The 26,456-nt window shown below is 42.0% G+C and carries 25 protein-coding genes; 13 read left to right on the top strand and 12 right to left on the bottom strand.

Going from position 1 to position 26,456, the window contains the following annotated elements; all coding sequences use genetic code 11:
* Positions 1 to 11 precede the first annotated feature (11 nt).
* The 11 genes from kdsC to PR761_RS11915 all read left to right on the top strand — a co-directional run bounded on the left by kdsC (position 12) and on the right by PR761_RS11915 (position 10,274).
* The gene (gene kdsC, locus PR761_RS11965) at positions 12 to 572 is read left to right on the top strand and encodes a 3-deoxy-manno-octulosonate-8-phosphatase KdsC (protein ID WP_006814227.1); all 561 of its coding nucleotides are present in this window, start codon (positions 12 to 14) and stop codon (positions 570 to 572) included.
* A 16-nt stretch (positions 573 to 588) separates the two neighbouring features.
* Positions 589 to 1,182 (top strand): LPS export ABC transporter periplasmic protein LptC, encoded by a 594-nt coding sequence (gene lptC, locus PR761_RS11960; protein ID WP_006814228.1) that lies wholly within the window; start codon positions 589 to 591, stop codon positions 1,180 to 1,182.
* Positions 1,166 to 1,723: a lipopolysaccharide ABC transporter substrate-binding protein LptA gene (gene lptA, locus PR761_RS11955; protein WP_006814229.1), complete on the top strand. Its 558-nt coding sequence runs from the start codon at positions 1,166 to 1,168 to the stop codon at positions 1,721 to 1,723. Before lptC ends, lptA begins: the two co-directional genes overlap by 17 nt.
* Before the next feature lie 5 nt (positions 1,724 to 1,728).
* Positions 1,729 to 2,454, top strand: a complete 726-nt coding sequence (lptB, locus tag PR761_RS11950) for an LPS export ABC transporter ATP-binding protein (protein WP_006814230.1) — start codon at positions 1,729 to 1,731, stop codon at positions 2,452 to 2,454.
* Between the two features lie 85 nt (positions 2,455 to 2,539).
* Positions 2,540 to 3,985 (top strand): RNA polymerase factor sigma-54, encoded by a 1,446-nt coding sequence (gene rpoN / locus PR761_RS11945; protein ID WP_006814231.1) that lies wholly within the window; start codon positions 2,540 to 2,542, stop codon positions 3,983 to 3,985.
* 22 nt (positions 3,986 to 4,007) lie between these two features.
* Positions 4,008 to 4,295, top strand: coding sequence for a ribosome hibernation promoting factor (gene hpf, locus PR761_RS11940; RefSeq protein WP_006814232.1), 288 nt, complete (start codon positions 4,008 to 4,010; stop codon positions 4,293 to 4,295).
* 89 nt (positions 4,296 to 4,384) lie between these two features.
* A complete protein-coding gene (ptsN, locus tag PR761_RS11935; protein WP_006814233.1) occupies positions 4,385 to 4,852 on the top strand; it encodes a PTS IIA-like nitrogen regulatory protein PtsN in 468 nt (155 codons plus the stop codon).
* A 180-nt stretch (positions 4,853 to 5,032) separates the two neighbouring features.
* Positions 5,033 to 5,884, top strand: coding sequence for an RNase adapter RapZ (gene rapZ, locus PR761_RS11930; RefSeq protein WP_006814234.1), 852 nt, complete (start codon positions 5,033 to 5,035; stop codon positions 5,882 to 5,884).
* Positions 5,884 to 6,156: a PTS phosphocarrier protein NPr gene (gene npr, locus PR761_RS11925; protein WP_154610914.1), complete on the top strand. Its 273-nt coding sequence runs from the start codon at positions 5,884 to 5,886 to the stop codon at positions 6,154 to 6,156. The genes rapZ and npr overlap by 1 nt, the downstream gene beginning before the upstream one ends.
* A gap of 191 nt (positions 6,157 to 6,347) precedes the next feature.
* Positions 6,348 to 6,758, top strand: coding sequence for a nucleoside diphosphate kinase regulator (rnk, locus tag PR761_RS11920; RefSeq protein ID WP_006814236.1), 411 nt, complete (start codon positions 6,348 to 6,350; stop codon positions 6,756 to 6,758).
* Positions 6,759 to 6,959: 201 nt separating this feature from the next.
* Positions 6,960 to 10,274, top strand: a complete 3,315-nt coding sequence (locus PR761_RS11915) for an autotransporter domain-containing protein (protein WP_112837357.1) — start codon at positions 6,960 to 6,962, stop codon at positions 10,272 to 10,274.
* A 55-nt stretch (positions 10,275 to 10,329) separates the two neighbouring features.
* Here the strand turns inward: PR761_RS11915 and pmbA are convergent, their stop codons facing one another.
* Positions 10,330 to 11,670, bottom strand: coding sequence for a metalloprotease PmbA (gene pmbA / locus PR761_RS11910; protein ID WP_154610913.1), 1,341 nt, complete (start codon positions 11,668 to 11,670; stop codon positions 10,330 to 10,332).
* Positions 11,671 to 11,833: 163 nt separating this feature from the next.
* On the opposite strand from pmbA, the gene yjgA reads away from it, so the two are divergent.
* Positions 11,834 to 12,379 carry a ribosome biogenesis factor YjgA gene (gene yjgA, locus PR761_RS11905; RefSeq protein WP_006814239.1) on the top strand — a complete coding sequence of 182 codons (546 nt, stop codon included), beginning with the start codon at positions 11,834 to 11,836 and terminating at the stop codon, positions 12,377 to 12,379.
* 42 nt (positions 12,380 to 12,421) lie between these two features.
* Here yjgA and PR761_RS11900 read toward each other — a convergent pair whose 3' ends face one another.
* From PR761_RS11900 to PR761_RS11850, 11 genes are all read right to left on the bottom strand, one after another.
* Positions 12,422 to 12,985 carry an RBBP9/YdeN family alpha/beta hydrolase gene (locus PR761_RS11900; protein ID WP_112837575.1) on the bottom strand — a complete coding sequence of 188 codons (564 nt, stop codon included), beginning with the start codon at positions 12,983 to 12,985 and terminating at the stop codon, positions 12,422 to 12,424.
* 87 nt (positions 12,986 to 13,072) lie between these two features.
* On the bottom strand, positions 13,073 to 13,354 hold the full coding sequence (locus tag PR761_RS11895; RefSeq protein ID WP_039854760.1) for a barstar family protein: 282 nt from the start codon (positions 13,352 to 13,354) through the stop codon (positions 13,073 to 13,075).
* Between the two features lie 11 nt (positions 13,355 to 13,365).
* Positions 13,366 to 13,845 (bottom strand): ribonuclease domain-containing protein, encoded by a 480-nt coding sequence (locus PR761_RS11890; RefSeq protein WP_006814242.1) that lies wholly within the window; start codon positions 13,843 to 13,845, stop codon positions 13,366 to 13,368.
* Between the two features lie 97 nt (positions 13,846 to 13,942).
* Positions 13,943 to 15,388 carry a metalloprotease TldD gene (gene tldD / locus PR761_RS11885; RefSeq protein ID WP_006814243.1) on the bottom strand — a complete coding sequence of 482 codons (1,446 nt, stop codon included), beginning with the start codon at positions 15,386 to 15,388 and terminating at the stop codon, positions 13,943 to 13,945.
* Between the two features lie 21 nt (positions 15,389 to 15,409).
* The gene (nit1, locus tag PR761_RS11880) at positions 15,410 to 16,249 is read right to left on the bottom strand and encodes a deaminated glutathione amidase (RefSeq protein ID WP_006814244.1); all 840 of its coding nucleotides are present in this window, start codon (positions 16,247 to 16,249) and stop codon (positions 15,410 to 15,412) included.
* Positions 16,249 to 20,043, bottom strand: a complete 3,795-nt coding sequence (gene yhdP, locus PR761_RS11875) for an AsmA2 domain-containing protein YhdP (protein ID WP_272519360.1) — start codon at positions 20,041 to 20,043, stop codon at positions 16,249 to 16,251. The genes nit1 and yhdP overlap by 1 nt, the downstream gene beginning before the upstream one ends.
* A gap of 23 nt (positions 20,044 to 20,066) precedes the next feature.
* On the bottom strand, positions 20,067 to 21,536 hold the full coding sequence (gene rng / locus PR761_RS11870) for a ribonuclease G (protein ID WP_006814246.1): 1,470 nt from the start codon (positions 21,534 to 21,536) through the stop codon (positions 20,067 to 20,069).
* A complete protein-coding gene (locus tag PR761_RS11865; RefSeq protein WP_006814247.1) occupies positions 21,533 to 22,120 on the bottom strand; it encodes a Maf family protein in 588 nt (195 codons plus the stop codon). Before PR761_RS11865 ends, rng begins: the two co-directional genes overlap by 4 nt.
* 35 nt (positions 22,121 to 22,155) lie before the next feature.
* A complete protein-coding gene (mreD, locus tag PR761_RS11860; protein ID WP_006814248.1) occupies positions 22,156 to 22,644 on the bottom strand; it encodes a rod shape-determining protein MreD in 489 nt (162 codons plus the stop codon).
* Between the two features lie 44 nt (positions 22,645 to 22,688).
* Positions 22,689 to 23,672 (bottom strand): rod shape-determining protein MreC, encoded by a 984-nt coding sequence (mreC, locus tag PR761_RS11855; protein WP_006814249.1) that lies wholly within the window; start codon positions 23,670 to 23,672, stop codon positions 22,689 to 22,691.
* A gap of 83 nt (positions 23,673 to 23,755) precedes the next feature.
* A complete protein-coding gene (locus PR761_RS11850; RefSeq protein ID WP_039854762.1) occupies positions 23,756 to 24,799 on the bottom strand; it encodes a rod shape-determining protein in 1,044 nt (347 codons plus the stop codon).
* A gap of 610 nt (positions 24,800 to 25,409) precedes the next feature.
* Between PR761_RS11850 and acuI the strand changes: the two genes are divergently transcribed.
* Positions 25,410 to 26,390, top strand: a complete 981-nt coding sequence (acuI, locus tag PR761_RS11845) for an acrylyl-CoA reductase (NADPH) (protein ID WP_006814252.1) — start codon at positions 25,410 to 25,412, stop codon at positions 26,388 to 26,390.
* Positions 26,391 to 26,456: the final 66 nt, after the last annotated feature.

The raw sequence follows: 26,456 nt of genomic DNA, 5'->3' as shown, positions 1-26,456 counted from the left end.
AAGGAAATGATATGAACGCTAATTATCAGAATACTTGCTATGGGGCAGTGGCCAATTCTGTGATAGAAAAAGCAGCCAAAATTAAACTGTTAATTTGTGACGTCGATGGCGTGATGTCCGATGGCTTAATTTTTATGGGTAATAATGGTGAAGAGCTGAAAGCCTTTAATGTGCGTGATGGCTATGGTATCCGCTGCTTATTAACCTCGGGAATCGAGGTTGCGATTATCACTGGACGCAAAGCTAAACTCCTTGAAGATAGAGCCAAAACATTGGGTATTACATATCTTTACCAAGGACAAAGCGATAAGCTTTTGGCGTATCGTGAACTGTTAGATACACTACAGTTAACTGAAGAGCAAACGGCGTATATCGGCGATGACTTAATTGACTGGCCTGTGATGGCAAAAGTTGGGTTATCTGTGGCTGTAGCTGATGCGCATCCCCTATTGTTACCTAAAGCAGACTATGTCACTCGTATTGGTGGCGGAAAAGGCGCTGTACGTGAACTATGCGACCTGATCTTGCTAGCTCAAAATAAACTAGACGAAGCTAAAGGCTTATCGATTTAAAGAATAGATATCATTCATGAGTAACGCGAAGAAGTGGTTAATCCTTATTTTATCCCTGATAGCTTTAGGGCTTATTGGCTGGAACTTTACCGGGCAAGATGACCTCCAAGTAGCAGGTACCGAAATAAATGACGGGCAACCTAATTATCAAACTGATGATTCAGTAACTTTCGTCTATAATCCGATGGGTGATTTAGCGTATAAACTCGCCGCCAAGAAAGTAGATAATTATACCAGTGGGAAAATTACTTGGTTTACGAACCCAGTATTAACAACCTATAACGATGCAGGGGTTCCGACTTGGACCGTTAAGTCGATAAAAGCAAGATTAACCAAAGAGCGTGTACTCTATCTTTATAGTGATGTTCAGGTTGATAGCTTGACTCAGGAGTCACAAATCCAGCGTGTTCTAACGGATAATGCCGTCGTCAACCTCGTGACACAAGATGTTTCATCTGACGATAAAGTCACCATTATCGGGCAAGGGCTAAATTCAACGGGCTTAAAAATGCGCGGGAATCTTCGCAGTCGAACCGCTGAATTAATTGAAGATGTTAAAACTCAATATGAGTTACAACCGAAAGAGCAACAAAATGAATCCAGTCACTAAGAAACGTTTTATTCAAGGAGCTATTGCTAGCGCAATGTTAGCTCTAAGTCTGCCGGCAATGGCACTGAAAACTGATACTCAGCAACCGATGACAATCAACTCGGTTAAGCAATCCCTTGATTTAGAAAAAAATGTCACCACATTTACTGATGACGTGGTGATCAAACAGGGCTCTATTGATATCCGTGCAAATAAAGTGGTTGTCACTCGCCCAAGTAGCGATTCAGATAAAATTGTCATTGAAGCTTTCGGTACGCCAGTCACATTCTTTCAGCTACAAGATGATGGTAAGCCAATTAAAGGTCACGCATCAAAAGCACGCTATGAAGTTGATCAGCAACTTGTAACGTTAACTGGCGACGCTTATCTCGAGCAGCTCGATAGCAATATTAAAGGCGATAAAATTACCTATGTGGTTCCAACTCAAAAAATGGAAGCATTCAGTGATAAAGGTAAGCGCGTAACCACCGTCTTGTTACCTGCACAGTTACAAGAAAAAGGTCCGGCCGCACAAGGTTCATCAACCAGTAAGAGTAAATAATTGTCATGGCAACATTAACCGCAGAGCATCTGGCTAAATCCTATAAAAAACGCAACGTTGTTGAAGATGTTAGCCTGGAAGTTAAATCAGGTGAAATCGTTGGTCTATTAGGCCCAAACGGTGCAGGTAAAACCACTACCTTTTATATGGTCGTCGGGATTGTTCAGCGGGATGCAGGTAAAATTTTAATCGATGGGGAAGATATTAGTTTGCTGCCTCTGCACGAACGTGCGCGTCGCGGGATTGGTTACCTTCCTCAAGAAGCCTCTATCTTTCGTCGCCTAAGTGTCTATGACAATCTGATGGCGGTATTAGAGATCCGCTCTGATTTAGATTCTCAGCAACGAAAAGATCGCGCTGAAGAGCTAATGGAAGAGTTCAGTATTACTCACTTGCGTGACAATATTGGTCAGTCACTTTCTGGTGGTGAACGCCGCCGAGTAGAAATCGCACGAGCACTGGCTGCTAATCCAAAGTTTATTTTATTGGATGAGCCATTTGCAGGGGTTGACCCAATTTCAGTGTTGGATATCAAAAAAATTATCCAGCATTTACGAGATTATGGATTAGGCGTATTAATCACCGACCATAATGTTCGTGAAACTCTCGATGTTTGTGAAAGAGCTTATATTGTGAGTCAAGGACACCTGATTGCCCATGGTACTCCAGAGATGATCCTTGAAAATGAACAGGTTAAACGTGTGTATTTAGGGGAAGGTTTCAGACTGTAGTCCAGAAAGTCTTTTCGTCTTTAGCCGTATCGTTGATTGCTATGATATTGGTTGTGTGGGTTGTAATGGAGAATAAAGCACATTCATGAAGCAAAGTTTACAGCTCAGAGTCAGTCAACAACTTGCAATGACACCGCAATTGCAGCAGGCCATTCGTCTGTTGCAACTGTCTACACTCGAGCTGCAACAAGAAATCCAACTTGCTCTTGAAACAAATCCGCTACTTGAACAAGAAGAACAATCCCCTGAGCTGGACAACCTCGATATCTTAAGTAGTCATACTGACAGCAGCGAAATCGATACCAAAGATGCCCTCGAAAAAAATGATATCCCCGATGAACTTCCTTTAGACGCCGATTGGGATGAGATTTATACCGCTGGCACACCATCGGGAACCAGTAATGACTACAGTTTTGATGAGCTTCCTGTTTATCAAGGGGAAACGACGCAAACCCTGCAAGATTACTTAATTTGGCAGGCAAATTTAACACCATTTACTGATACCGACCGAGCCATCGCGACGTCCATCATTGATTCCATCGACGAATCGGGCTACCTCACCAATACCATTAGTGAAATCCATGAAGGTATCGATGATCCCGACATTAGCTTAGAAGAAGTCGTGGCTGTCTTAAAACGTATCCAGCACTTTGATCCCCTTGGTGTGGCGGCTCAAGATCTCAAAGAGTGTTTGTTGATCCAGCTATCTTTATATCCTAAGGAAACCGCTGGGTTACAAGAAGCTCGCGTGATTATTAGCGATCATATTGATTTGCTCGCCAACCGTGATTTTAGGCAACTAAGTAAGCTCACTCGCCTCAAAGAAGACGCTTTAAAAACGGCAATTGACCTGATCCTGACACTCAATCCCAAACCGGGTCAATCCATCAATACGGGTGAATCGGAATATGTTATTCCTGATGTGCTGGTGAAAAAAGTCAGTGGGCACTGGCAAGTTGAGTTAAATACAGATAGCATTCCTAAACTAAGTATCAATAATCATTATGCATCAATGGTTAATAATTCAGCCAATGAAAGTGATTCCCAGTATATTCGCAGTCACTTACAAGATGCAAAATGGCTGATTAAGAGCTTAGAGAGCCGTCATGAGACTCTGCTAAAAGTGGCGACTTGTATTGTAGAACAACAACAAGAATTCTTTGAGTTAGGCGAAGAGCATATGAAACCGATGATTTTGGCAGATATAGCCTATCAAGTGGATATGCACGAATCGACTATCTCAAGAGTGACAACTCAAAAGTTTCTCCATAGTCCACGGGGAATTTTTGAGTTGAAGTATTTTTTCTCCAGCCATGTGAGTACCGACACCGGAGGAGAAGCCTCCTCAACCGCCATTCGTGCGCTGGTGAAAAAACTGGTTGCTGCTGAAAACCCAGCAAAACCATTGAGTGACAGTAAATTGACGAGTATGCTGGCTGAACAAGGTATTCAAGTTGCCCGTCGAACTGTTGCTAAGTATCGTGAGTCGTTATCTATTCCGCCATCAAATCAACGTAAGCAGTTGGTTTAATTGATAATATAAGGAAGATTGTATGGAATTTCAGATTACTGGGCACAATATTGAAGTTACACCTGCATTGCGCGAAATTGTTGATAAAAAACTCAAGAAATTAGAGCAATTGTTTGACCGTATTAACAGTATCCAAGTTGTTCTGAAAGTTGAGAAAGTTCAGCAAATTGCTGAGGCTACCGTGCAAGTCAATGGTGCAGAACTCCACGCAACGGCGGAAGAGAATGACATGTACGCTGCAATCGACTTACTGGTGGATAAACTTTCCCGCCAATTAACCAAACATAAAGAAAAACTGAGACAACACTAATACATATTTTCAATCTATTGATTGATTAATGTTCTAAACCAGATGATGGCATACATCATCTGGTTTTGTAGTCCTAAGTGAACAATAAAATGAACAGTGATATAGAAATCCAATTAAGCGATGTTTTATCTGCAAGTTGTACTCGTAATAATCTCATCTGCACGAGCAAGAAAAGAGCACTAGAGATTATTAGTGAACTGGCTGCCGCTGAATTGGAATTGCCGGAAAATACGGTATTTGAAGCGTTATTAACCAGAGAAAAAGTAGGAACCACGGGAATTGGCGGGGGAATTGCGATTCCTCATGGAAAGCTAAATGAAGGCGAAAATGCTCGCGCTGTTGGCGTATTTTTGCATTTAGAAGAGCCAATCTCTTTCGATGCTATTGATAACCAACCTGTCGATCTACTTTTTGCATTACTCGTTCCATCAGATCAGTGTAAAACACATTTGCATACATTATCCTTAATCGCTAAAAAGTTAGCGGATAAAACATTATGTAAACGTCTGCGTTCAGCACAAAGTGATGACGAGTTATATAATATAATTGTAGAGTAGGTTATTGTTTATATGTGTTGGTGCTAGGATGATGAAATTGTTATGATTTCCCATCTTAGGCATCATAAACACGGCGAAATACAAAAAAGAATTCGATGTGCTCGATAATCACAATTGGGTGATCAGTTAGAAATCGATCATTAAGATACAGATCCTAAAGATACAGAAGGGAGTTAGCTCATGGTGCTGATGATTGTCAGCGGCCGTTCCGGTTCGGGAAAATCCGTTGCCTTACGCGCGCTGGAAGATATGGGTTTCTATTGTGTGGATAACCTACCGGTTGTACTACTGCCGGAGTTAGCTAATTCACTCGCTGATCGTAATATTTCAGCGGCGGTGAGCATTGACGTGCGTAACATGCCGGATAACCCAGAGGTTTTCGAAGAAGCGATTGATAGACTACCATCAAGCTTCTCGCCGCAATTATTATTTCTGGATGCGGATCGCAACACCTTAATTCGCCGTTATAGTGATACACGCAGATTACACCCACTTTCTAGCAAAAACTTATCATTAGAAAGTGCGATTGATGAAGAAAACGAGCTGTTAGAGCCACTGCGCTCCCGTGCCGATTTAGTTATTGATACCTCTGAAATGTCGGTACACGAGTTAGCAGAGATGCTAAGAACTCGCTTAATGGGCAAACGAGAACGTGAGCTTACCATGGTGTTTGAATCCTTTGGTTTCAAACATGGTATTCCTATTGATGCCGACTACGTGTTTGACGTACGTTTTTTACCTAACCCACACTGGGATCCTAAATTACGTCCAATGACTGGTCTTGACCGTCCTGTGGCGGCATTCTTAGACCGACACACTGAAGTGCATAACTTTATTTATCAGACGCGTAGCTACCTTGAATTGTGGCTACCGATGTTAGAAACCAATAATCGTAGTTACCTCACTGTCGCCATTGGCTGTACGGGAGGAAAGCACCGTTCGGTGTATGTGGCAGAACAACTGGCTGACTATTTCCGCTCAAGAGGGAAAAATGTGCAGTCTCGCCACAGAACATTAGAAAAACGTAAGTAATGACAGTCAAAGCGACTATTACGCTTAAAAATCGCTTGGGCATGCATGCTAGGCCTGCAATGCTTCTCTATGATTTAGTTAAAAAATTTAACTCTAGGGTTATTTTAAAAAATGACAGTCAAATTGAGGCGGAGGCGGATAGCGTTATTGCTATGTTGATGTTAGACTCGGAACAGGGTAGTAAAATTGATATTGAGGTTAGTGGACCCGATGAAGAATCGGCATTATCTGCAATCATTAAGCTGTTCGAGAGTGGGTTTGACGAAGAGTAATCTTATCAGCTAATCCCTCTAGAACTAACAATATACAAGGTTTTACACGCATAGGCGCCGAGTTCGTGATCGCGATCTCTTCCCTTTAACACCCATAGCGCCTAATATTTTAAAATAATTTATTTCTAGCAAACACCCCCTACCTTCTGGGTGGGGGGTGTTTGCTTTGTACGTTTCTATTGGAGTGTGGTATGACAAAGCCAACAATTATTATCAATGATTTAGATGCTGAACGCTTAGATGCACTGATGGAGCAACCTGCTTATGCCGGTACTCCTGTTGCAGAAGCCCTTAACGATGAATTAGATCGTGCGGATATTGTATCTCCGCAAGAGATCCCCGCGGATGTTGTCACAATGAACAGCACCATTCGTTTCTTGGATCTGATTAGTAATGAAGAGCGTACTCGTACGCTAGTTTATCCCGCGTCACTCAAAGACAGCGCAGAACAACTGTCTGTCATGGCACCGATCGGTGCAGCGCTGTTAGGCTTACACGTCAATGATGAAATTAGCTGGGCACTGCCTAATGGCGTAGAAACCCGCGTTCGTGTGTTAGAGATTGTTTATCAACCTGAAGCGGCTGGCGAATTCCATCGTTAGTCATAGATGGTTATTTCGTATTAGGCATCATAGATGCCTAATACTATATATTTAAAATATTTTCATTTGCAGCTTACCCATCCTATTTAAACATCTTATAAATACTGTCTTATTTTAATTTTCATCATCGTTTTTTAAAATCAGAAAATCAAAAAAAAGCTAACATCAGCCTTTGTTTAAAATAATAAAGGTTAATATTAAATGATAAAAGCATTCCCTAAAAAAATATTTAAAACCGAAAAAAAATCATTAGCTAAATTAATAATCACTAGTATTCTTTTTTCGCCATCTTATGTCTATGGTATATCAAAGAAACACAATCCTGAATTTTATTTAAACTGGGGATTCAATTCTATTTCATCAAAAAATGCCTATGATCTTGGCTATACTGGCGAAAACATTTCAGTTGGACTCGTTGATGCAGATTTCCCATCCGGAATTAGTGATCTTAATAATAAACTTATTTATGTAAATGATAAAAATAATATCTACTCGCACACTGATGCATTTATGATTAACGACCAGATCCCATCAAATTTTCATATATCTGATTATGCATTCGGTGTAAAACATGCTGTAATTATCTCTGGACTACAGAATGGAAAAGGTATTATAGGTATTGCTTCAAAATCAAAAATATACGCTCAAGATGACCGAAATAGCTTATATGGTCTTATTGATAATTACCCAGTAAGAGTTATCAATCATAATGGAACTTTAGAAAAAGATCAGGATTACGATGTATCCAAAAAAAATGTTCAATTAATTAGCATTAATAATATTGATAATTCCCACAGTAGTATAGACAGCTTAAATTATAAAGAAAAAACCAATAAAGCCACGCCATTACTATTTTTAACATCGACAAAAATCGCACCAGGATTAACCATAAAAAATTTTGTTGATGTTGAAAATGATTCAATTTCATTAATTAATGGCAAAAAAATACCTATTAATATGCGTGATGCTCAATTAGGTATTATGGGGCAACTACACTCAATAAAATCTTCTAGTAAAAAAAATATTTTGAATGTGTTTCCTGTAGGTGATTTTAATCATTATAACCAACCTGGAATTTTAGCTGGCTTACCTATCGTCTACCCTGAATTAATAAAAAACACATTAGCTGTATCAAATATTACACCGGTTAGGTCACAGGGCCTTAATATCACTAACCCTGATAATATATTTATTACAAGTTCAGGTGATAAATACCAACATATATCTTATCTTGATAAACCCTATTTACGTGAAGTGGATTTAGCTGTTGGTGAAATAGATTATTTGTGGGAGCTAAAAAACAACCAGCTAATTCGTACAAATGTTATTCTCAATGATGAGTTTACAAAAAAAACTTTGCACACAACCTCATCACAATGTGGCTATGCCGCACTATGGTGTGTCTCCGCACCAGGAACAGAAATATACAGTTCAACATTACGTACCAGTAAAATTGATGACCAAATGAATCTATTACACGAAGATTATGGCTATTCGACTGGATCGTCACTGTCCGCTGCACATACCTCTGGCGCAGCTGCCGTATTGATGCAACGTTTTCCCTATATGGATTCTGCCGATATTAGCCTAGTTTTAAAAACAACAGCCACTGATCTCGATGAACACGGTGTTGTGGCTAATAACCCCAAAATCATTGATCGCTATTTTGGCTGGGGAGAAATTAATTTAGCAAACGCAATTAAAGGCCCGTCAATGTTTGCCTCTGCCAATGATGTAGAAGTAATGCTTGCCGATGACCTAAAAACAGAGCTCGGTGATGACTTAAAATTACTTACGGAAAGTTTTGGAAGCGGCATGTTTATTGCGAATATTCAGCAAGGTGCCATCTACGATAAAGGAACACCAAGGGAGCGCTCTTGTAATACAACAGAGTGCCTATACGATAAATGGGAAAATGATATTTCTGGTAGTGGGGGCTTAATCAAGCGAGGCACCGGAACACTGGAGCTTGCTGGAAAAAATAACTCTTATACAGGTACGACGGAAATAGAAGCAGGACAGCTCATTATTTCCGGCTCCACACGTTCAGATATTAATGTGTATAACACGGGCATTTTATCAGGAAGTGGCTCAGCCAGTAATATACATATTTATCAAGGCGGAACGTTTGCACCAACTCAATACGGCCAACTAAGCACTTTTACCATCGATGGTGATATCACTTTTGACCGTAACTCAACTTTTTCTGCTCAATTAGCTCCAACAACAAACCAAATAGATCAATTAGCCGTAACGGGCAAAGTTTATATCGATAATGCCGCCATTAATCTATACAGCCAAGAGTCAAGTCAATCCCTGACTGCGTCCGATATGCAAACTTATCAAGGAAAGTACTATACCTTTATTACTGCAGAACAAGGAATTGAAGGGGAGTTTTCAAACGATACTATCAATGTATTAAAAACCGATAATGTGACGCCTGAGATTTTCAAATCAAAAGACACCAATGCTTATCACTTGATTTTTGATAACAAAAATAAATCAGAGAGTACATTAACTGATTTAGATAATAAAATGACGTTACATCACACTACCTTCAAACCTTATGCAAAAGCAATCCAACAAAAAGCTAAAAAAGCCAGTGAGATTCACTCGAGTATTATTGCTGAACAGTTTAATAATCATCGCCGAGTTCGCGATCAAATCACAGAACATTTAAACGAGAGAGAACCGCAAACAGACGGTATACACACATGGGCTTCTATTTTGCATAACTCAAGTTATGCCGAAAATTATACTCATCGCCATCATGGTTTAATCATCGGTAGCAATAAAACCATTAATAATTGGTCTATCGGTATGATTGGTGCCTATATTGATGGAAATTTAAGGGACCAAAACCATAATTCGGCTCATCAATCTAGCCATCATATTGGTGGTTATACTGAGTATTCAAAAGATAATTGGGCATTTGTGAATGGGGCAACTTACTCATTTGATCAATACAAGACTCTCGTTGCTGATACATATGATGGTCAATTTAATGCTGATTATCACTCACATTCCACGCAAATATTTACTACGTTATCCAAACAGTTTAACTGGAATACTATTCAAATTGAACCGACAGGAAGTCTGTCTTACACCTCTATTTGGAGCCCTGCAATAAAACAAAGTAATGGTTTCTATCAATTAGAAAGCGCCAAAACACGTAATCATATTCTGAGTTCATCATTAGGTAGCAAGATAGCTAAAACATGGAAGTTCGACGACAAATTAGCGATAAAAACTTACGTGGGTGCAGCATGGCTTCATACTTATGGAGATGCTCAAAATGGTGGGAGTTTCCAATACAACACCAATAATCCGCTGATCAATAATCAAGTTGATGGAGCGAAAAGTGTCATTCCAATGATTAAAAATGGAACTCAGTTAAACGTTGGAGCTTCTATACCTCTTATGGAAAATGCAGAAATGTCGGTTAATTATAGCGGTGTACTTTCGAAAAAATACCAAGAACACGGAGGAACTTTAAATATCGGCTGGCACTTTTAATTTTAACTCATATTATGATGGAGCCTCTCTTTCGAGGCTCCTATCCATAAAAACTCTATTCCCCTGCAATACTCATTTCAGGGATTAATACAGAACCACACTGAATATTGCTACGGGTTTCAATATCATCTGCGATAGTGACCATATTCATCCACATATCCTTTAGATTACCCGCAATCGTAATTTCGCTAACAGGGTATTGGATTTCACCGTTCTCAACCCAAAAACCCGATGCGCCGCGAGAATAATCCCCCGTAATGCCACTAACACCCTGCCCCATTAGCTCAGTCACAACCAACCCTATTCCCATCTGCTTTAATAATGCATCAAATGATAACCCTTGGCCGGCGATGCGCCAGTTATGAATGCCACCCGCATGACCGGTACTTTGCAGTCCTAACTTTCTTGCTGAGTAGCTGGTCATTAACCATGTTTGCAGAATACCATTTTCTACAATATTACGCTCAGTGGTACGAACGCCTTCGCTATCAAACGGTGAAGACGCAAGCCCTCCCATTAAATGTGGCTGCTCGTTGATGGTCAACCAACTCGGTAAAATTTGTTTTCCTAAGCTATCGAGTAAAAATGATGATTTTCGATAAATACTGCTGCCGCTAATCGCCCCCACCAAGTGACCAAATAACCCTGTCGCCACTTCTGAGGCAAAAATTACAGGAGCTTTCATGGTTGGTAACTTACGTGGTGATAAGCGCGATAATGTACGACGAGCACATTCTTGACCGACCCATTCAGGGGATTTCAGCGCATCAATGCTACGGCCAATGGTATAGGCATAATCGCGCTCCATTTGACCATTTTCCTCGGCGATTACGCAGCTCGACATAGAATAGCGGCTGGAACTGTAGCTTTTCAGTAGGCCATGTGAGTTACCAAAAACACGGATACCATAATGACCATTAAAGCTGCCGCCTTCAGTATTAATAATCCGAGAGTCTGCTTTCAAAGCCGTCATTTCAGCGATGGATGCATATTTAATGGCGTCTTCTGGAGACAATTCACTGGCTTGGAATAAATTCAAATCTGGGGCATCGAATGCCAATAAAGATTTTTCTGCGGGGCCGGCATAAGGATCTTCTGAGGTATAGCATGCAATATCGATAGCAGCTTGCACCGTGCGCTCAATAGCCTCATTACTCAAATCGGTTGAAGAGGCACTACCTTTACGTTGTTTGTGATAAACCGTAATGCCTAATGCACCATCACTATTAAATTCAACATTTTCCACTTCACCTTGGCGAGTACTAACGCTAATTCCAGTGCTTTTATTAACAGCAACTTCAGCAGCGTCACAACGACTTTTGGCATACTCCAATGCGTGGGCGACGGCTTCTTCTAATTTTTTACGTTGTTCGGTAACTTGTTCAGTGACACTCATGCATTTAGTCCAATAAAGTGGGGAAAAGTAATTTTCTACCTAGACATATCAATGTTAAGTAGTCATAAGGGGGCTTTCCCAGTTACAATAGCGTTAATAGTAAGAATGTTAACACTCATAACGCCGTAGATCATCTCTGCGTTTAGTAAAAAGGAAAATCCCTATGGCCAAACAGCCTGATGACTGGCTGGATGATATCCCAGCGCCCGAAGAAGACGAGGACGATGAGATTATTTGGGTCAGTAAAAGCGAAATTAAACGCGATGCTGAGATCCTCAAAAAATTAGGGGCCGAGCTTGTCGACTTAAGTAAAAATGAACTTGAGCGTATCCCATTAGATCCTCAATTGCTTGAAGCGGTAGAGCTAGCCCAAAAAATAAAACGAGAAGGACGTCGTCGTCAGTTACAACTTATCGGTAAACTGCTACGTTCTCGTGAAGTTGAACCGATCACAGAAGCTCTAGATAAACTGAAGAACCGCCATAACCAGCAAATCGTGATTTTCCACAAATTGGAAGATCTGCGCACTCGCTTGCTGGCAGGTGGTGATGAGGTGATTGAAGAGGTTGTTGCGCTATTCCCACACACTGACCGTCAGCAGTTACGTGCACTAGTACGTAATGCGAAAAAAGAGCGTGATGCGAACAAACCACCGAAAGCATTCCGTCAAATCTTTCAATATTTGAAAGAGCTTTCTGACAGTATCTAGCGAATACTCCCCTATATCGCGATGATTATAGGGGGGTTATCTTTAAAACTGCGTTTTCAAGATATTCAGTAATGTTTGGAATTCGGTATACCCTTCTCTATCTAAAAAATGCCCTGCATTTTCTTCAATCACGATCTCTGCTTGTAGTGCACAAGCTAAATCTTTTGATGCTTGCGGCTCCACCACCCGATCATTGGATGAAATCAGTGATATTCGTTTATTTGCGATATGGGTTAACTTACGATAATCCAATAAAACCTCAGTATGAGACTCTAAGCTAGGTAATGTTTCAAGATTATGGTCAAAGCCTGCCACTAATACATATCCCCCGATTTTAACGCCTTGAGGTACTTGTTGTTCAAGAAAGCGTAAAACGGTAACACAACCAAGGCTATGGCCAATCAGGATAGTATCTTCATCAAACTGAATATGAGAATTGAGCAAATGCTGTTGCCATTTTTGAGGGTCTGGAAAATTAGACTCTGGCATGGCAGGCACAGTCACTATCGCCCCTAAAGACTCTAATTCTTCTTTTAGCCAAGGAAACCAATTTTTCTCAGGTGATGCTGTATAGCCATGAACAATAATAATTTTTTTGCCTTTCATTACCGGCTCCTCAACATCATTTTCATGGAAAAGATTACTACTCGGCATTGTGTATTACCTACGTTAAAAGAGATAAACCACACTATTTCAGCTTTCAGGGATATCTAACAGAAAGATAAAACGCCCTTCTAATTCATCCTCAGCCTCGTTCATCAGATCAATAATTTCCGCAAATTGGTGCTGCTGCGCTAGGCTCAAATGACTAAAAATTATTGTCATCGGTAACTCAATCTCACCGGAAATCATATCCCATAATGCATCGAGGTTATGCCCAAACCAAGAAGGTAGCGAGAATTTTTGCTGGAATTGACAATAAAAATCCTCGAGATCCCTTATCTGGCAAAAATCAAAAATAACGTTATTGTTCATCGGAATGTCCATTATTTGACTTGCTGGAAGCTTTTATAGTGGTCGGTCGTGACAAAAATCATGCCATCCGATGAATAGAGTAAACGGTCAGCACCGCGATGCCCGCAGCGATAGTTGATATCCGCTTCATACCATTGGCGACTGTCTGTCATCGGCAAGCGTTTTTCACGATTAGAAAAACGGTCGCCACCAATAGCTCTGCCCGGTAATACATCACAAAGATTGCCCTTTTTCGCATCCCAGCCTGCTTCTCGTGCCTGTTTTTTAGTGATATAGAATGCCGGCAACTTTTGGTATTTCTCCATAAAGCTGACCACATTATTTTGTGCGGTCAGTTGGTCAATCGTTTTCGGCATCTCTTTTGATGCGGCAACTTCATGGGATGGCGAATTCGCCGCTGGCTCCGTCGCAGGTTGCTCTCCACCTTTAAAATAGAGGCTAACCGCAATTAAAATTGCCATTAAAACTAATGAAATAACGCGTTTATTCATCTTTTTCTACCTTATTTGGATTATAAGCTGATAAGCAATCGCCCTAGTGGCACAGGCAACTAGGGCGATTAAATAGAAAAGCTTAATATATCCGTAATTACGCCGTGCCGCCGACAGTCATTTTATCGAGTTTCAATGTAGGTTGCCCAACACCAACAGGCACACTCTGTCCCTCTTTACCGCACACACCAACGCCTTTATCTAGTGCAAGGTCATTACCAACCATGGAGATCTGTTGCATCGCTTCTACACCAGAACCAATTAAGGTTGCGCCTTTCACTGGCGAGGTAATTTTACCGTTCTCAATTAAGTAAGCTTCTGACGTTGAGAATACAAATTTACCCGAGGTGATATCCACTTGTCCGCCACCAAAGTTCGGTGCATACAGACCTTTTTCAACACTCGCAATGATCTCTTCCGGTGTGGACTGCCCTGCCAACATGTAGGTGTTGGTCATGCGTGGCATTGGCAAGTGTGCATAAGATTCACGACGTGCATTTCCCGTTGGAGCAACGCCCATCAAGCGAGCATTATGTTTATCTTGGATGTAATTCCGTAAAATACCGTTTTCAATCAAGATATTATATTGACCAGGAACGCCTTCATCATCCACTGCTAATGAACCTCGGCGCCCAACAATCGTGCCATCATCCACGACAGTACAAAGTGAAGATGCTACCTGCTCGCCAACTTTGCCGGAGAATACTGAAGTACCACGGCGATTGAAGTCCCCTTCAAGTCCGTGACCTACCGCTTCATGCAGTAAAACACCCGGCCAGCCTGCACCTAATACCACGGGCATCATTCCCGCAGGAGCCGCAATCGCAGAAAGATTTACCAGCGCCATACGCACGGCTTCGCGAGCATATTGTTCCGCGACAACCTGCCCTTGATGAATCTCGAGGAAGTATTCGTAACCATAGCGACCACCGCCACCACTTGCGCCACGCTCACGTTTACCATCATGTTCCACCAGCACACTAACGGATAAACGCACCAGAGGACGAATATCCGAGGCTAACGTTCCATCAGTGGCAGCGACTAAGACTTGCTCATAGACACCGGTTAAGCTGGCATTGACTTCAATAACACGCGGGTCTTCTGCTCGCGCGACTTGATCCACACGATGTAACAGTTCAATTTTCTGCTCACGTGGTAAACTTTGTAAAGGATCCGCTTCTGAATAGAGTTTTTTGTAGTCAACATTGGTTAAGATCTGTGACTTTCCAGAACCCTGTTCAGTCACGATGCTACGTGCTGCGGTTGCGCTTTGGGTCAGTGCTAACAAGGAAATTTGGTCTGCATATGCAAACCCCGTTTTTTCACCTGTGATCGCTCGAACACCCACACCTTGGTCAATATTGTAGGAACCATCTTTGATAATTCGGTCTTCTAATACCCATGACTCATGGTAACTAGACTGAAAAAACAGATCCCCATAATCCACACGACGCTCAGATAAAAGCGTTAAAATATCGTACAGATTATCTTGTTTAAGACCATTGGCAGTCAGCAAATGTTCGCTGACAGAAGCTAAACTCATATTCGTTACTCTTGTTGTCGTTTATTTTTTAATTAATGACGTCAATTGCGGTCTAAAGCGGTTATGTTTTACCACTCGAATTTGTTGACGCATGACATTTAAACTTTCCGGTTGAATATTCACAACCAATGCCGATACTGCATCGACATTTTTTTTCATCACTTTACCCCAACCATCGACGGCTAAAGAGTGTCCCCATGTACGACGAGTTCCATGAACTCCCACTTGGGCTGGTGCTAATACATAACATTGGTTCTCAATTGCACGGGCTCTTAACAGTGGCTCCCAGTGGGCTTGCCCTGTATAGCGAGTAAATGCAGCGGGAACTGAAATAATTTCCGCACCTTGCTCACGCAATGCTTGAAATAAACCAGGGAAACGTAGGTCATAACAGATAGTTAAACCTAAACGTCCCACGGGGGTATCCACAACCGTGATATGCTCACCCCGTTGATAAATCACAGATTCGTTATATTCACCTTGCTCATCTTCAATATTCACATCAAACATGTGAATTTTATCGTAGCGTGCGGTGATATTGCCTTCGGCATCAAACAGTAAACTGCTGCTAGTAATACGTGTCGGATCTTCACGACTAATCAATGGCATCGACCCAATCAGGATCCAAACTTTATAGCGGATAGCCATCGCGCGAATAGCGTCTTGTAATGGGCCTTTGCCTTCTGTTTCAGCCTTTTTACGATAGGTTGCAGCATCGGCAAATAGCAATGCGTTTTCGGGAGTTAGTACTAACTGCACGGTATCAGGCAACTGTTTAATTTGTTGCTCGATCTGTGCCAAGTTGTGCTTCGTATTATCTCCACTGCATAACTGCAAAAGTGCAACATTACCCGTTTTCATTACTCTTGAGTCTCCTTAAGCTGACGTAATACTTCATCAATTTTTGGTTCATCCACACTGCCGGTGACACGATAACGAATGACCGAAATTTTGCTCCATAGCGGGCCAAGGACTTTCGATGCCGCAAACACTGCTGCCCCAGCAAATGGGTTAATCACGAATGCGGTGGCTACACCTACTGTAGCAGAAATTTCAGGGGTGATAACCGCCTCAATATTTAATTGGCGGTTAACCAGATCAATGTCCCCATTCAGTGCAATATCTGCCAATAATCCATCGATATATAAATTTTTCGAGGTTAGAGTACCATTTTTAATGGTCGCGTCACCTTTGATGGAATCAAAATCAAAGTCGTTACTGAACGTGTCGCGAAAATCGAGCTGTAATTTACGTAATAAAGCATCAAAGCTGACTAAACGGAGAAGTTGACCCGCACGTCCCCCGCCCATGTGAGCAATCGCCCCTTTGCCTAACTGGGCCGACATTTTACCGTTTAGTGTTGGCAAATCTGGCGACCAAGGAACGTCTATCCAATTCAAGTCAAACTCGACGACATAAGGAGAGTCAATGATCGGAACCAATACACCAAAATAAGCTGCCGTTTCATCGAAAGCGTCTCCCGTTAGTGAGCCCGCAATTTCGGTTTTATTTTCTTGCCCACTACGCCATATTGCATCCAGTTTCAGATCAGAGGCACTATTTTTTAACGATCCTCCAGTGAGCTTCAATGTATGGAGGTCTTCAGGGATCACTTTGGCACTAATTTCGCCCAATTTTTGCCCCCCGACCCAACAATCTGCACAATAAATATTGACTCGTGGCCAGTCACTAAAATTGAACGTTTCAGGTTTAACCTTATCGTCTTTTGCGGTAGTTGAAGATTCAGGGTTGTAATAGAGATAATCAATATTTAGTGCCCAATACTGTTTACTGTACGTTTGTAGGGTACCTTTTAAGTTCTCACTATCAACACGGATTAATTGTTCATTACGATGTAAATCGTATGAAAAACTTAGGTTTTTCCAATACTGTCCAGCAAGGTAGATGGACGGTACTTTGACTTCGAGCATGTCAGGTAAAGCCACTTTGGCGACTTTATCGCTAGCAGGAGAAGCGAGGAAACCACTGGCTAAATTTTCCCAGTTCACATCATTCACCGCAGGTAAATCCACTAAAATGACAGAGTTAGCCGGTAACTCAGGTATTTTATTATTCCACGCTGAGATATGAGCCTTTAATAACTTCAATGGCTCACTCGCGAGACGCCATTCGGTATTAAAGCCAAGACGTTGACCGATATCACCGCCAATAACCAGTTGTTCCGTGGAACCTTTGGCTTCAACATTCACGCTACCAAGCTGCGTTAATAACGCCGTATTAAGTGCTGGCAATTGGCTTTTTAGCTTATTAAGACCGGCGGTAATTTCAATTTGTAATCCTGTAGCCTGTTTGCTGGATTCAGGAATAGTAATATTAATATGGCTTTTCCAATCACTGATCCCAGTGACTTTTCCTTTCAATTCCTGAGACTCTATCGGTAACTTGGCGAATTCCCAGCTACCACCTAGATTAATGTCCACTAAGTAATCTTTGGCGCGTGTTAAGGTCGTAAAATCTAGAGATACCGGCTGACCGATCCACTGCCCGGTAATTTTATCACTCACTAAATCCCCATTAGTGAATTTAAAGCTACCAGTAAGCCCATGAAGAGTGCTGTCGATGGGGCGAACAAATACATTATTTTTATTTAGATTGACTTGCCCTTTAGCCACTACATCTTTACCAGCAACCAGAGGGATTGCCAGATCTAAATTACCCGTGACGGTGCCATCAATTTGCAACTCGTCAAGAGTATCCCCGATAGAGTGTTTCAGTGGAGTATGAGTGAAATACTCTTGGATCTGTTTGCCTGTACCCGTCACGCCTGAATCTATATGCAGCATGCCATCACTGTAGTCACGGATCACCGCATTCAGGTTGGTGGCGGTGGCGTCCCCTAATTTCACGGAGTCGGTATGCATCGCCAACCCAGCACGGCTAAAATCAAGGTCGAGGTCTAAATTTAGTAGCGCAGGCCATTGGTCATCATACTCAAAAGTTCCCTCACGTAGAGGGACATACACTTGGAATTGACCATCATTTTTGTAATAAGGGAAATGCTCTGGATTGCCTTTGTACACCAACGTTGCATTATCGACATGCCCAGCAATAATCGCTTTCGTCAGATAATCCGCAACCTCTTGTCCCATCAATTTTTGAGGGAAATAACGCCATGCATTCCCCGCATCATCCGTACTAATTCCCAGTAAAATGGCTAAATCCGTAACATCCGATTTCTTTGCTTGAGCGTAGCTGAATGATCCATTGGCCCAGACAGAGTTGGCTTGTAAATCAATGGAAGGCCCCCATAACTTGAATTCACTGTCATTGTTGACCCAATGTAATTTACCTTTAGCGCTGCTAATTTCAAAAGGCGCTTTAAATTCATCACGATAATCGACAATGCTATCTTTCAGGCTAAAAGAGAGATTTCCTTCCTGAGAATTCCCCATTAAAACCCCTGAAAAATGGTTCACAGAGGGTAATTCTTTCCATTTTTTCCAGCTCACATCCTGCCAATCCATACTGATTTGCATATGATCTTGCAGATCTTGAGTGAGATCGAGAGAAAATTCAGTGACGACCCCTGTTGGCTGGCGATGTTGCCAATCTTGTACCATTTCAGGGGTGACAAATGAGAATGTGGGGAGAACTTCACTGAGACGTTCTAATTCAATATTTTTGGCACGAATTCGCCAGTGATCTTTATTTTGATACTTAGCTGATGAAGGTAGATAGAGCACAGAAACACTGCCCTGAGGCCAGATATATTCATTGGTTTTCAGAGTATCCAGCTCCGGAATATTGAATAACCAGCCATTGCCCTGACGCTTCATTCGAACTAATAAATCATTGACTTGCAGGTTTTGCACTGAGTCTTTCTCACCCCAGTTTGCCTCTCCTTGACGTAGCTGGATCAGCCCCATATCAATACGGTTATTTTTAAGGGTGACCCAAGATGAGAGGCTGAAGTTAGCATCACGAAGACCAGTATTTTCACGCAGCCACTGACTGAGCCATGGCTGCATATCAATGTTATCGGCCTGTAGATAAAAAACACCGTCACTTAAAACGCCATTTTTATCAGAGACATCCAACTTTACTTGCAGGTAACTATTCTGTTTATTCAGTGTTTCAAGGCTAACAAAGCCCTGAGCTCGGTGGCGCTCACTCTCGTTTAACCAAGAGAGTTCAGGTAGCAATAACGTCATTTTCTGTTCTGATGGGGTCAGAAACGTTAACTGGCTATCTTTTAAAATGAAATGGTCGAACTGACGTAAAAATAAGTCATCAATCGCATCATAATTGGTTTCTTCTTCAGACCCGTCAAGACTGAGAGGAACTTTATGATCCACATTGAGTTGATAAAAAGTGAGGTCACGAAAGCGCCAACGAAGAGAAAATAAGGAGTTCCAAATGTCTAATTCTACCGTGACTTTATTCACGTCGACATCAGTAGAGGCACTCTTTAGAGAGACATTGTGAATGATAATTTCAGGACCATAATAGCGCCATGCTCCTGCAATCTCCCCAATCTGTAGCTTGATATCGCCCTTTTTTTCAATGTAACTGATAATTTCTGGACGATAATTATTAATATTAGGTAATAGGAAACGCAAACTGGTGAGTACCAACGCACACAGCAACAATACAGCAGCAGTTGTCACGAGAACTACACGTGGCAGTCGTTTCACCAGTTTCTCCTTAAAGCGAAATACTACATCATGACAACATCAAAGCGCTCTTGGCTATATAACGGCTCAATCTGCACTTTAACTTGTTTCCCTACAAAAATTTCCACTTCCGCTAATGCGTGGGATTCGTCTCCAGTGAGCACATCAACCACGGCTTGCGAAGCGTAGACTAAGAATCGGTCAGCATCAATGGTACGATGTACTCGCACGATTTCGCGCAAGATTTCGTAGCACACGGTTTCGACTGATTTAACGGTACCGCGTCCTTGGCAAGTCGGGCAATCATCACAGAGAACATGCTCAAGACTTTCACGGGTACGCTTACGTGTCATCTCAACTAATCCTAGCTGAGAAAAACCATTGATGGTGGTTTTGACTTTATCTTTACTCAATGCCTGTTCGAGCGAGGCTAAAACTCGGCGGCGATGCTCTACATCAATCATATCGATAAAGTCGATAATGATAATGCCCCCTAAATTTCTCAATCGTAACTGACGAGCAATGGCTTGGGTTGCTTCGATGTTGGTATTGAAAATCGTCTCTTCCAAATTACGATGACCAACAAAAGCGCCGGTATTAATATCAATGGTCGTCATGGCTTCAGTTTGATCAATTATCAGATAGCCACCCGATTTCAATTCAACTTTTCGCTCCATCGCTCGTTGAATTTCATTTTCCACATCGAACAAGTCAAAGATTGGCTGATTGCCTTGATAGAGTTCCAATTTCGCTGTCATTTCAGGAACATACTCAGCAATAAACTCTTTTAACTCTGAATAGGTTAAGCGGGAATCTACACGAATACGGTCTAATGATGCCCCAGCAAAGTCACGAATGATCCGATAGGCTAATGAAAGCTCCCCGTAAATTTTAGTTCGAGTAACATTACGCTTTTTACGCTCGATGACTTTTGCCCACAGGCGTTTTAAAAACGCCGCATCTTGTTTCACATCGTCTTCAGCTACGCCTTCTGCAGCTGTACGAATGATAAAACCGCCATTTTCGTCACAATACTGAGCGACACACGCTTTTAAGCGCTCACGTTCTGCTTCACTTTCAATACGCTGAGAAACACCGACATGAGAAGCTCCAGGCATAAACACTAAGTAGCGAGAAGGAAGCGTGATATCTGTTGTGAGTCTAGCCCCTTTAGTTCCTAGAGGATCTTTGACCACTTGAACAATCAAATCTTGACCTTGCTTAACCAGCTCCGCAATGTCTCTTACATGGAAATTTTTCTGTTCATCACCCGCAATACATTCTGTGTGCGGCATAATATCAGAGGCGTGCAAAAAGGCGGCTTTATCCAGACCAATATCAACAAAGGCCGCCTGCATGCCAGGCAATACGCGACTCACGCGACCTTTGTAAATATTCCCTACCAGTCCTCTTTTCGCTTCTCGCTCAACATGTATTTCTTGTAAGATCCCACCATCAATGTAAGCAACGCGCGTTTCAGATGGTGTTACGTTTACTAATAGTTCCGTAGTCATGACTTCCCCTTCCCATCACCTAACGCTAAAAATCGTTGTATTAACTCTTCCGTTTCCACAAGTGGTAAACCCACTACTGCATGATAACTACCATTGATTCGGCGTATAAAGCGTCCACCAAGGCCTTGAATTCCATAAGCGCCCGCTTTATCCATCGGTTCACCGGAATCTATATAATCCTGTATTTCAGTTAAAGATAACTCGCGGAATGTCACATCTGTCGTAATCAATGCGGTCAATGTTTCATGAGAGTTCGACAATGCAATCGCTGTCATCACCTGATGCGTCTTACCAGAAAGGTCACTGAGAATTTGTTGGGCATGAGCGGAATCTCTGGGTTTTTCTAATATTTTCCCATCAAGCACGACAATGGTATCAGCCCCTAGAACAGGGTGATCTTCTGGAGCAATCGCAACGCCAGCTAATGATTTATCTCGCGCTAAGCGCTGTACATACTCTTGCGGTGATTCTCCAACTTGCCATTTTTCTTCTACGTCAGGGCGTAGAATTTCAAATGGGTAACCAAGGAGTTGCACTAATTCACGCCGTCTAGGTGAACCTGATGCCAGATAAATTAAGCTCATAAATCGTCTTTCCAGTTATCGTCAACAGCCACATCTTAACATACTGAAAACTGGCGACGAATTTTTCGTAATAGCAAAAATAACCATGGCCACAGAATACCATTCACTAAACTATTCCAGAATACTTGAGGATGGAATAATACCTGCGAAGAGATAAATTCAGCCCAAAAAACAGCCAAATCTTGTACTGCGGTCAGTAAAACAATCACTAAAGCTTGCTGCCAAAGTGCCATATTACGTAGTAATTGATGTTTATAGGCAACTAAATAGCAAATGATACTGAATGACAGGGCATGAACGCCCAACGCAGAGCCTTGAATAGAGTCGACAATGATCCCTAAGATGAAGCTGGTTCCCACACTGACTCTATGCGGTAATGCCATCACCCAGTAGATTAAAATCAATAGCAGCCATGTTGGTCGATAAAATGCTAGCTGCTCAGGCCAAGGCATCACCTGCAAAATCAGTGCGATAAAAAATGATAACCAAATAATGGCGCGACCATTACCGCGGTACTCATCCATTGTTGTTAATCCTCCTACCCAATACCATACAATTCGCCTATTCCTTATTGTGGTTGAGGCGCCGCTTGCTCAGCGGGTTGCATGGATGATGGTAATGGTGGCCCCTGAATTTCGCTCGGCGTTGGGAGAACTTGAGGCAAGACTTTCATCAAGCGCTCATTTGCAGCACGGTAAACATCCGAAGGCCGCAATGCCGTATTAGGATCACTTTCATTACCCCATAAAAGGAGCAAATAACGTAGACGTTGTAACTCAGCACTTGGTCTTGCTGAAATAATGGTATACGCACGTTGTGTATCGTGTTTGACCGCCGAAACAACCGCAACTGGATAACCTTCAGGGAAACGTCCCCCTAATCCTGACGTCACTAACACATCACCAACACGGATATCCGTATTTTCTGGCAGAGGCTCCAACTGTAGATCATCGGCACAACCGGAACCCGCAGCGATGACTCGGATATCATTGCGTAGGACTTGTACTGGCAGCGCATGCGCAGTGTCGCAAATTAATAATACGCGACTATTGAAATTACTGGTTCCGACGACTTGCCCAACAACCCCTTTATCACTGATAACAGGTTGCCCATCATAAACACCGTCATTACTCCCTTTATCGATCACAACTTGATCTCGGTAAGGCGTATTTGCGCCTGAAATGACTTGGGTCACCATCATGTGTTCATCTTGGCGTAGTGGAGAACCCAGTAATTCACGCAGACGGGCATTTTCTTGCTTCAATTGCTCAAGAAGTAAGTTATCTGCTTTTTTCAGCAGTAATTCTTGGCGTAGCGCTTTATTTTCAAATTGAAGTTGGTCTCGAGTTGAAAAGTTCTCGGAGATATTATCAAGAAACTGACGAGGTCCGTTGGCTAAAAAATAGAATGGGCTAACCGCCGTGTCTAAATAATTACGGATTTTATTGAAAGGCTCAAAACGATGGTCAATCACCACCAGCACTAATGCAATTATAACTGCAATAAAAATGCGTAACTGTAGGGAAGGACCTCGCCTAAAAATTGGCTTCATGTATGGCTACGTTTCGCTAATGTCGGAGAATAAAAAAATAGTCAAAGCAACTGGAGCAAAACCCCAGTTGCCTATGGCGTGATTTAGTCTTCGCTAAACAAGTCACCACCGTGCATATCGATCATCTCTAACGCTTTACCGCCACCACGGGCAACACAGGTTAAAGGATCTTCAGCAACGATAACTGGGATACCAGTCTCTTCCATTAATAAACGATCTAAATTACGCAGGAGAGCACCACCGCCCGTCAATACCATTCCGCGCTCTGAAATATCAGAGGCTAATTCTGGTGGACACTGTTCTAACGCTAACATAACCGCGCTAACAATACCGGTTAACGGTTCTTGTAACGCTTCTAAGATTTCGTTGGAGTTCATTTTGAAACCGCGAGGTACACCTTCAGCAAGGTTACGACCACGAACTTCAATTTCATAAACTTCATCAGTTGGGAAAGCCGAGCCGATTCCGTGTTTAATTCGCTCAGCAGTCGCTTCACCAATCAGAGAACCATAGTTACGGCGCACGTAATTGATAATTGACTCGTCAAAACGGTCACCACCAATACGTACAGAAGAAGAGTAAACAACGCCATTCAGGGAGATAACGGCAACTTCAGTTGTACCACCGCCGATATCCACCACCATAGAACCCGTTGCTTCAGATACTGGTAAGCCAGCTCCGATTGCAGCCGCCATAGGCTCTTCAATTAAGAAGACTTCGCGAGCACCAGCACTTAATGCTGATTCGCGGATGGCTTTACGCTCAACTTGCGTTGCACCGACAGGCACACAAACTAACACGCGTGGGCTTGGGCGTAAGAAACTGTTGCTATGAACTTGCTTAATGAAGTGTTGTAACATTTTTTCGGTTAGGAAAAAGTCTGCAATCACCCCATCTTTCATTGGGCGAATAGCTGAAATGTTACCCGGTGTACGCCCCAGCATCTGCTTAGCTTCACCACCAACCGCAGCAACACTTTTTGCCGAACCGGAACGGTCTTGGCGAATAGCGACAACAGAAGGTTCATTTAATTTGACGCCTTGTCCTTTGACATAAATGAGGGTATTGGCAGTACCCAAGTCAATCGACAGGTCATTAGAAAACATGCCACGAAATTTTTTAAACATAACGAAAGGGTTATCCTGCAAGCTGGGGACGAATAAAAACCCGTCTACTCTACCAACCACTTGAAGTTGCCTCAAGGCGTAAATCAATCACTTCATAAATATGGTTAATTCATTTATTTTCACATACTAATATTGTACATGCTTCTATACTAAACGAAGCAGATAAAAACCTCGAAAGCGACCGCTAATTCATACGTTACTGTTATCGAAAACTATTCACGCACAAATCAAGGACAGCCATCTGGTTGTTATATACTCCATCTTTATGGTCTTCCCAGTGTGACAAGCTTTAACGCCTACAAGTTCAAATATAATTTATCTATTTTAATTATTGCTATACAACCCGCTTTTTACCAACAAAATAAGTGAACTTAAATCTAGTGAATTCTATTATCAACCAAAAATAAGGCTTAAATATATCTATATGCCGATGTATAAGTCAGAGTAGGACATTTTGCATGATAAAAGCCTAGTTATGCCAGTAAAAAAATGCATTTTTACAAATTAATTACACAAGTAAAAATGCAAACACCATAATGGGGTCAAGGAAAACAATTTTGCCTATGTGTAAATTAAAAAATATTTTTAATTCATCAATTAGGGGTAGATCATGAAAGCGCTTATTTTGCATCGACAAAACGACAGTATTACTCCGGAAATTAGCCACATCTCCACTGAAGATTTACCTGCGGGTGATGTGATTGTTGATATTCACTGGTCAACAATTAACTATAAAGACGCGTTAGCTATCAACGGAAAAGCGGGAGTCGTTCGCCAATATCCGATGATTCCAGGCATAGATTTCTCTGGTATTGTTCACCATAGCGAAGATCCTCGTTTTCGTATTGGGCAGCATGTACTCTTAACCGGATGGGGTGTTGGCGAAAATCATTGGGGTGGATTAGCAAGCCAAGCTAGAGTGCCAGCAGACTATTTAACTCCCCTACCTGAAGCTTTATCATTGAAACACGCAATGATTATTGGAACCGCAGGATTTACGGCAATGCTCTGTGTCAATGCTCTCGAAGACGCTGGCATCACCCCAGAAAGTGGTGAAATTATTGTCAGTGGTGCCAGCGGCGGTGTCGGAAGTATTGCTACCCAACTGTTATCAATATTAGGCTATCACGTGGTTGCCATTTCAGGACGACCTGAAAATTACGACTATCTTCAACAAATTGGCGCAAAAAGTGTGCTTCCTCGCCATGATTTCACTAACCCCGCGAAGCCCCTCGACAAACAACGTTGGGCTGGTGCTGTTGATACTGTCGGCGGAGACGTTCTCGCCAATATTTTAGCGCAAATCAATTATAATGGTGCCGTTGCCGCGTGCGGATTAGCTGGCGGGATAGCATTACCAACTACCGTTATGCCGTTTATCTTACGCAATATTCGCTTACAAGGCGTAGATTCTGTCTACTACCCTGCGGCTAAACGTCAAAAAGTCTGGGAGCGACTCACACAATTACTTCCTGAAAGCTTCTATGGCCAAGTTAGCCGTGAAATTACACTAGAAGAAACCGTAGAGTGCGCCAAAAAACTCTTAAAAAATCAGATTACAGGGCGTACCCTAGTTAACCTTCAAATTTAAATCATCTACTTTTGAAATAGTGCTGTAACTATGTGGATTACCCCACAATTTATAAAATAAATTCAG

Source organism: Providencia sp. PROV210 (genome assembly GCF_028479445.1).
Lineage (GTDB): Bacteria > Pseudomonadota > Gammaproteobacteria > Enterobacterales > Enterobacteriaceae > Providencia > Providencia rustigianii.
Note: the sequence above shows the minus strand (reverse complement) of the source record. Positions and strands in the feature narration are given on the sequence as shown.

Coding starts and splice junctions, on each gene's coding strand:
- PR761_RS11900 (WP_112837575.1), bottom strand. CDS start 12,985: ATGAAAGGCAAAAAAATTATTATTGTTCATGGCTATACAGCATCACCT.
- nit1 (WP_006814244.1), bottom strand. CDS start 16,249: ATGAAAACGGGTAATGTTGCACTTTTGCAGTTATGCAGTGGAGATAAT.
- PR761_RS11865 (WP_006814247.1), bottom strand. CDS start 22,120: ATGAGCTTAATTTATCTGGCATCAGGTTCACCTAGACGGCGTGAATTA.
- PR761_RS11915 (WP_112837357.1), top strand. CDS start 6,960: ATGATAAAAGCATTCCCTAAAAAAATATTTAAAACCGAAAAAAAATCA.
- npr (WP_154610914.1), top strand. CDS start 5,884: ATGACAGTCAAAGCGACTATTACGCTTAAAAATCGCTTGGGCATGCAT.
- acuI (WP_006814252.1), top strand. CDS start 25,410: ATGAAAGCGCTTATTTTGCATCGACAAAACGACAGTATTACTCCGGAA.
- yjgA (WP_006814239.1), top strand. CDS start 11,834: ATGGCCAAACAGCCTGATGACTGGCTGGATGATATCCCAGCGCCCGAA.
- ptsN (WP_006814233.1), top strand. CDS start 4,385: ATGAACAGTGATATAGAAATCCAATTAAGCGATGTTTTATCTGCAAGT.
- hpf (WP_006814232.1), top strand. CDS start 4,008: ATGGAATTTCAGATTACTGGGCACAATATTGAAGTTACACCTGCATTG.
- tldD (WP_006814243.1), bottom strand. CDS start 15,388: ATGAGTTTAGCTTCTGTCAGCGAACATTTGCTGACTGCCAATGGTCTT.
- PR761_RS11890 (WP_006814242.1), bottom strand. CDS start 13,845: ATGAATAAACGCGTTATTTCATTAGTTTTAATGGCAATTTTAATTGCG.
- kdsC (WP_006814227.1), top strand. CDS start 12: ATGAACGCTAATTATCAGAATACTTGCTATGGGGCAGTGGCCAATTCT.
- lptC (WP_006814228.1), top strand. CDS start 589: ATGAGTAACGCGAAGAAGTGGTTAATCCTTATTTTATCCCTGATAGCT.
- PR761_RS11895 (WP_039854760.1), bottom strand. CDS start 13,354: ATGAACAATAACGTTATTTTTGATTTTTGCCAGATAAGGGATCTCGAG.
- mreD (WP_006814248.1), bottom strand. CDS start 22,644: ATGGATGAGTACCGCGGTAATGGTCGCGCCATTATTTGGTTATCATTT.
- lptB (WP_006814230.1), top strand. CDS start 1,729: ATGGCAACATTAACCGCAGAGCATCTGGCTAAATCCTATAAAAAACGC.
- PR761_RS11850 (WP_039854762.1), bottom strand. CDS start 24,799: ATGTTTAAAAAATTTCGTGGCATGTTTTCTAATGACCTGTCGATTGAC.
- rpoN (WP_006814231.1), top strand. CDS start 2,540: ATGAAGCAAAGTTTACAGCTCAGAGTCAGTCAACAACTTGCAATGACA.
- lptA (WP_006814229.1), top strand. CDS start 1,166: ATGAATCCAGTCACTAAGAAACGTTTTATTCAAGGAGCTATTGCTAGC.
- rnk (WP_006814236.1), top strand. CDS start 6,348: ATGACAAAGCCAACAATTATTATCAATGATTTAGATGCTGAACGCTTA.
- mreC (WP_006814249.1), bottom strand. CDS start 23,672: ATGAAGCCAATTTTTAGGCGAGGTCCTTCCCTACAGTTACGCATTTTT.
- rng (WP_006814246.1), bottom strand. CDS start 21,536: ATGACTACGGAACTATTAGTAAACGTAACACCATCTGAAACGCGCGTT.
- rapZ (WP_006814234.1), top strand. CDS start 5,033: ATGGTGCTGATGATTGTCAGCGGCCGTTCCGGTTCGGGAAAATCCGTT.
- pmbA (WP_154610913.1), bottom strand. CDS start 11,670: ATGAGTGTCACTGAACAAGTTACCGAACAACGTAAAAAATTAGAAGAA.